The following is a 6,363-nucleotide window of genomic DNA, read 5'->3' on the forward strand; positions in this document are numbered from 1 at the left end:
TCCTCGTCGGCGGGCTCGTCGCCGGCGGCCTCCTCGTCGGCGGGCTCGCCGGCCACGGTCTCCGTCTGTGTTGCCGTTTCCGTCTCTGTTGCGGTTTCCGTACCGGCGGTGTCTTCGGTTCCGGCGTGGTGCTCGTGTGCCGTGTCCTCGGCGGACTCGGTCTGCTCCGGGTGCGTGTCGGAATCAGCGCGTCCACTCATGGCGCGGGAGCGTAGCGCCTCCGGGATCACAAACCCGGCGCGGGGGTTCGCTCCGGCCGCTGAGCAGGAGGGATGACCGATGAACGCATGACGAAGGGGTGCACCGATGCCGGCGCACCCCTTCATTCGGCTTTCATTCGGCCTTCATTCGGCCTTCATTCGGCCTTCATTCGGCTTTCATTCGAAGGTCCGGGTCAGCCCTCGCTGACGCCCAGCTTCTCGAGGATGAGCTCCTTGACGCGGGCCGCGTCGGCCTGGCCGCGGGTGGCCTTCATGACCGCGCCGACCAGGGCGCCGGCCGCCGCCACCTTGCCGCCGCGGACCTTGTCCGCGATGGCCGGGTTGCCGGCGATGGCCTCGTCGACGGCGGCGGTGAGCGCGCCCTCGTCGGAGACGACCTTCAGACCGCGCTTCTCCACGACCTCGTCCGGCGTGCCCTCGCCGGCCAGGACGCCCTCGATGACCTGGCGGGCCAGCTTGTCGTTCAGGTCTCCCTTCGCCACCAGCTCGGTGACCCGGGCGACCTGCGCCGGGGTGATCGCCAGCTCGTCCAGCGCCTTGCCGGACTCGTTGGCGTTGCGGGCCAGCTCACCCATCCACCACTTGCGGGCGGAGGCGGCGTCGGCACCGGCGTCGATCGTGGCGACGATCAGGTCCAGCGCACCGGCGTTGAGGATCGCCTGCATGTCGGTGGCGGACAGGCCCCACTCCTCGCGGAGCCGGTTGCGGCGCACCAGCGGCAGCTCGGGCAGGCTCGCGCGCAGCTCCTCGACCCATTCGCGGGGCGGGGCGACCGGCACCAGGTCGGGCTCCGGGAAGTACCGGTAGTCCTCGGCCTCCTCCTTCACGCGGCCGGAGGTGGTGGTGCCGGTGTCCTCGTGGAAGTGGCGGGTCTCCTGGACGACCGTGCCGCCGCTGCTCAGCACCGCCGCGTGCCGCTGGATCTCGTAGCGGCAGGCGCGCTCCACGGAGCGCAGCGAGTTGACGTTCTTGGTCTCGGAGCGGGTGCCGAACTTGTCGGCGCCCTTCGGCATCAGCGACAGGTTGACGTCGCAGCGCATCTGGCCCATCTCCATGCGGGCCTCGGAGACGCCGAGCGCCCGGATGAGCTCGCGCAGCTCACGGACGTAGGCCTTCGCCACCTCGGGGGCACGCTCCCCGGCGCCCGTGATGGGCTTGGTGACGATCTCGATGAGCGGGATGCCGGCCCGGTTGTAGTCCAGCAGGGAGTGGGACGCGCCGTGGATACGGCCGGTGGCGCCGCCGACGTGCGTCGACTTGCCGGTGTCCTCCTCCATGTGGGCGCGTTCGATCTCCACGCGGAAGGTCTCGCCGTCCTCCAGCTGCACGTCGAGGTAGCCGTTGAAGGCGATCGGCTCGTCGTACTGAGAGGTCTGGAAGTTCTTCGGCATGTCCGGATAGAAGTAGTTCTTCCGGGCGAAGCGGCACCATTCGGCGATCTCGCAGTTCAGCGCGAGGCCGATCTTGACGGCGTACTCGACGCCGGTCGCGTTGACGACCGGGAGCGCGCCGGGCAGGCCGAGGCAGACGGGGCAGGTCTGGGTGTTCGGCTCGGCGCCCAGCGCGGTCGAACAGCCGCAGAACATCTTGGTCTTGGTGCCGAGTTCGACATGGACCTCGAGGCCCATGACGGGGTCGTACGCCGCGAGTGCGTCCTCGTACGACACCAGGTCGGTCGTGGTGGTCACGGTGCTGTTTCCCTCTCAGCCCAGCAGGACGTCGTCGTCGCCCAGCCGCTTCAGCTCGCGGTAGAGGATGGCGAGGCCGGTGACGATCGCGGCGGCGGACACGGTGGCGTCGATCAGGACCAGGGTGTCCTTCTCGGCGCGGGCCTTCTTCAGCCGCTTGGCGACGCCGATCGCGCCGAACGCGGTGGCGGCCATGGACAGGTACGTACCGGACCGGGACTTCTTGAAGCCCTTGGCCTTGGTCAGTGCACTCACAGCGACGGAGCCTCCTCGAGCAGCGGGTGGCCCCACTTTTCCACGAAGGCGGCCTCGACGGCGGCGCCCACCTTGTAGAGGCGGTCGTCCTTCATGACCGGGGCGATGATCTGCAGTCCGACCGGCAGGTTGTCCTCGGGCGCGAGCCCGCAGGGCAGCGACATGGCGGCGTTGCCGGCCAGGTTGGTCGGGATGGTGCACAGGTCGGCGAGGTACATCGCCATCGGGTCGTCGGCGCGCTCGCCGATCGGGAAGGCGGTGGTGGGGGTCGTCGGGGAGACGATCACGTCGACCTGCTCGAACGCCTTGTCGAAGTCCCGCTTGATGAGGGTGCGGACCTTCTGGGCGCTGCCGTAGTACGCGTCGTAGTAGCCGGAGCTGAGCGCGTAGGTGCCGAGCATGATGCGGCGCTTGACCTCGGGGCCGAATCCGGCCGCACGGGTCAGCGAGGTGACCTCCTCGGCGGAGTGCGTGCCGTCGTCGCCGGTCCGCAGGCCGTAGCGCAGGCCGTCGAAGCGGGCGAGATTGGAGGAGCACTCGGAGGGGGCGATCAGGTAGTACGCCGACAGCGCCAGGTCGAAGGACGGGCAGTCCAGTTCGACGATCTCGGCGCCCAGCTCCTTGAGCAGCTCGACCGACTCGTCGAACCGCTGGACGACACCGGCCTGGTAGCCCTCGCCGCGGAACTGCTTGACGACGCCGACGCGCATGCCCTGCACGCTGCCGTTGCGGGCGGCCTCGACGACCGGCGGGACGGGCTCGTCGATGGAGGTGGAGTCCATCGGGTCGTGCCCGGCGATCACCTCGTGCAGCAGCGCCGCGTCCAGGACCGTACGGGCGCAGGGGCCGCCCTGGTCCAGCGAGCTGGAGAAGGCGACCATGCCGTAGCGGGAGACCGCGCCGTAGGTCGGCTTGACGCCGACGGTGCCGGTGACGGCGGCCGGCTGGCGGATGGAGCCGCCGGTGTCGGTGCCGATCGCGAGCGGTGCCATGTACGCGGCCAGCGCGGCGGAGGAACCGCCGCCGGAGCCGCCGGGGACCCGGGTGAGGTCCCAGGGGTTGCCGGTCGGGCCGAACGCGCTGTTCTCCGTCGACGACCCCATGGCGAACTCGTCCATGTTGGTCTTGCCGAGGATGACCACGTCGGCGGCCTTGAGCCGCTTGGTGAGCGTCGCGTCGTACGGCGGGATCCAGCCCTCGAGGATCTTGGAGCCGACGGTGGTCGGGACGCCCTCGGTGGTGAAGATGTCCTTCAGCGCGAGCGGCACACCGGCGAGCGGGCCGAGCTTCTCCCCGCGCTCCCGCTTCTCGTCGACGGCACGGGCCTGGGCGAGGGCGCCCTCCCGGTCGATGTGCAGGAAGGCGTGCACCTTCTCGTCGACGGCCTCGATCCGGGCCAGGTGGGCCTCGGTGACCTCGACCGCGGTGAGCTCGCCGGAGGCGATCTTCGCGGCGACCTCGGCCGCGGTGAGCTTGATGATGTCCGTCATGACGGCTTACTCCTCCCCCAGGATCTGCGGCACCTTGAAACGCTGCTGCTCCTGGGCCGGGGCGCCGGACAGCGCCTGCTCGGGGGTGAGCGAAGGACGGACCTCGTCCGGGCGCATGACGTTCGTCAGCGGGAGCGGGTGCGAGGTCGGCGGTACGTCTTGGTCGGCGACCTCGCTGACGCGGGCCACCGCGCCGATGATGTCGTCCAGCTGGCCTGCGAAGTGGTCGAGCTCTTCGGGCTTCAGCTCCAGACGCGCCAGCCGGGCGAGGTGGGCGACCTCCTCGCGCGTGATGCCAGGCATGCAGCGATCCTCTGGGGTGAGTGTGTGTGGTTTGGCCCAATCCTATGGGTCCCCACCGGGTGCTCGTGAAACGGTTTCCGGGACGGTCGGACCAACGTGACTGCAACTCCCTGACAGGGGCGCGGGGGCTCCATCGGTTTGCGGCTCCGCCGCGGGCGCGACCGGCCACGACTCACCCGCACACAACCCACAACCGAACCGGGCACCCACCCAGGGGCGCGGGGAACTGCGCGATCAACCACCACGCACCCGCAGCCACCAGACAACAACACCCGGCACCCCACTAGGCGCCCCCACCGGACACCCCAGGCACCCTTGCCTGAAAAGTCAGCCCCGTTACTCCTCCGCGGCCGCGGCCGGCAACGCCGCCGCAGGCCGCTGCCACCCCCGGGACCCCCGCGCCAGCAACCACGCCGTCGTCTCATCCGCCGGCATCGCCGAAGCGACCAGCCACCCCTGCACCGCATCGCACCCCAGGTCCCGCAGCCGCTCCCAGGTCTCGTCGTCCTCGACGCCCTCCGCGACCACGAGAAGCCCCAGCGAGTGCGCAAGATCGACCGTGCACCGCACGATCTCCGCATCCTCCGCATCCACCGCCAGCCGCGCGACGAACGACCGGTCGATCTTCAGCTCGCTCACCGGCAGCTTCCGCAGATGCACCAGCGAGGAGTACCCCGTCCCGAAGTCGTCCAGCGACATCTTCACCCCGTGCCCGGTCAGGGCGTTGAGCGTGTCCGCGGCCCGCGTCGGATCCTCCAGCAGCACATGCTCGGTGATCTCCAGTTGCAGCGCCCCCGCCGGGACTCCGTGCCGGGCGAGCCGCGCCGCGACCGAGCCGGCGAAGCCGGGCGTGTGCACATCGCGCGGCGAGACATTGACCGCGACCGGCACGAACAGGCCCTGTGCGCGCCAGCGGGCCACCTGCCCGAGCGCGGTCTCCAGGACGTACTCGGTGAGATGCGGCATCAGCCCGGAGGACTCGGCGATGGCGATGAACTCGTCCGGCGGTACCTTGCCCCGCTCCGGGTGCACCCATCTCACCAGCGCCTCGAGGCCCGCGACCTGCCCGTCGAAGCGGACCTTGGGCTGGTAGTGCAGCTCGACCTCGTGCGCGTCCAGCGCCCGGCGCAGATCGCCGAGGAGGCCGAGCCGGTCGGGCGTGTTGGAGTCCCGCTTGGACTCGTAGACCTCCACGCCGGTGCGGTCCCGCTTGGCCTGGTACATCGCGACGTCGGAGCGCCGCAGCAGTCCCTCCGCGTCGAGCGCGTGGTCGGGGAAGACGGCGACGCCCGCGCTGGCCTCGAGGACGAGGGTGAGTCCGTCGAGGTCGAGCGGGGAGCTGAGCGCGGCCACCAGGCCCCGGGCGACGCGGGTGGCGGAGGTCGTGGAGTCGACGACGGGCAGTAAGACGGCGAACTCGTCACCGCCGAGCCGCGCGGCCTCCGCCCCGCGCGGGAGGGCCATTCTGAGCCGGTCGGCGATCTGCAGCAGCAGCCGGTCACCGGCGAGATGACCGAGGGTGTCATTGACCGAACGGAAACGGTCGAGGTCGATCAGCATCAGGGCGGCGCGGGCGTCGATCCGTTCGGCCTCGTCGAGGGCGGTCCAGATGCGCTCCTGCAGCCACTGGCGGTTGGGCAGCCCGGTGAGGGGGTCGCGCAGCTGCTCCTCCGCGCGGGCCCTGGCTATCCACAGGGTCGAGTCGAGGGCGATCAGCGGGATGGCGAACAGCGGCAGCAGCACCGGCCGGGCGTCGGCGACCACGCAGATCAGCGGTGCTATGCCGAGCAGGGCGACGGCGACCAGTCCCTGTCTGACCAGGGCGGTGCGGGCGACCGTGGGCAGTCCGGCGTGCGGGACGTGCAGGTACCAGAGCAGGGTGCGGGTGACCGCGAGATAGGCGACGGCGACGAGGACGACCTCGGCGGCGGTGGTGAGCGTCCAGCTGTCCGGGGTGGACGGCGACTCCACGGTCGGTACGCAGCCGAACGCGGCCCGCACCAGCGCTCCGGCGCCGATGCCGAGCAGGTCCACCGCGCCGTGCAGTATGCCCTGGCGCCAGCGGCCCCGCCGGGCTATGCCGACCAGCACCACCACGGTGAGGCTGACCATGCCGGCCGGAACCCATCCGTACAGCAGCAGCACGGCGAGGGTGAGGGCGGCACCCGAGCCGGTGCCGCCCCACCAGCGGGAGCGGCCCAGCATCACCAGATGGCCGACGATGATCCCGGTGAGCACGGCGAGGGACCAGCCGACCCTGCCGGACGGGAACAGGGCGTGCCCCTGGGTGAAGGCCCGCAGGAAGCCGGCGCCGAGCACGAACCCGGCCGCGGCGACGACGGCCGCGGGCAACGCGGGCCAGGAGAAGTGGCGTTCGGCCTCGGCGTCGGGCACGTCGGCCGGGGG

5 protein-coding genes are annotated in these 6,363 nt (G+C 71.0%); all 5 read right to left on the reverse strand.

Annotated elements, in window-relative coordinates; translation table 11 throughout:
* Positions 1–394: 394 nt before the first annotated feature.
* Positions 395–1,909, reverse strand: a complete 1,515-nt coding sequence (gatB, locus tag ABD207_RS23830; RefSeq protein WP_344015156.1) for an Asp-tRNA(Asn)/Glu-tRNA(Gln) amidotransferase subunit GatB — start codon at positions 1,907–1,909, stop codon at positions 395–397.
* Between the two features lie 15 nt (positions 1,910–1,924).
* Positions 1,925–2,164 (reverse strand): hypothetical protein, encoded by a 240-nt coding sequence (locus tag ABD207_RS23835; protein ID WP_260829575.1) that lies wholly within the window; start codon positions 2,162–2,164, stop codon positions 1,925–1,927.
* Positions 2,161–3,654 carry an Asp-tRNA(Asn)/Glu-tRNA(Gln) amidotransferase subunit GatA gene (gene gatA / locus ABD207_RS23840; protein ID WP_344015157.1) on the reverse strand — a complete coding sequence of 498 codons (1,494 nt, stop codon included), beginning with the start codon at positions 3,652–3,654 and terminating at the stop codon, positions 2,161–2,163. The genes ABD207_RS23835 and gatA overlap by 4 nt, the downstream gene beginning before the upstream one ends.
* Before the next feature lie 6 nt (positions 3,655–3,660).
* A complete protein-coding gene (gene gatC, locus ABD207_RS23845) occupies positions 3,661–3,957 on the reverse strand; it encodes an Asp-tRNA(Asn)/Glu-tRNA(Gln) amidotransferase subunit GatC (RefSeq protein WP_004925108.1) in 297 nt (98 codons plus the stop codon).
* A 336-nt stretch (positions 3,958–4,293) separates the two neighbouring features.
* A complete protein-coding gene (locus ABD207_RS23850) occupies positions 4,294–6,351 on the reverse strand; it encodes a putative bifunctional diguanylate cyclase/phosphodiesterase (protein ID WP_344015159.1) in 2,058 nt (685 codons plus the stop codon).
* Between the last annotated feature and the right edge of the window lie 12 nt (positions 6,352–6,363).

Origin of the sequence: Streptomyces thermospinosisporus (assembly GCF_039526425.1) — a bacterium.
Lineage (GTDB): Bacteria > Actinomycetota > Actinomycetes > Streptomycetales > Streptomycetaceae > Streptomyces > Streptomyces thermocarboxydovorans.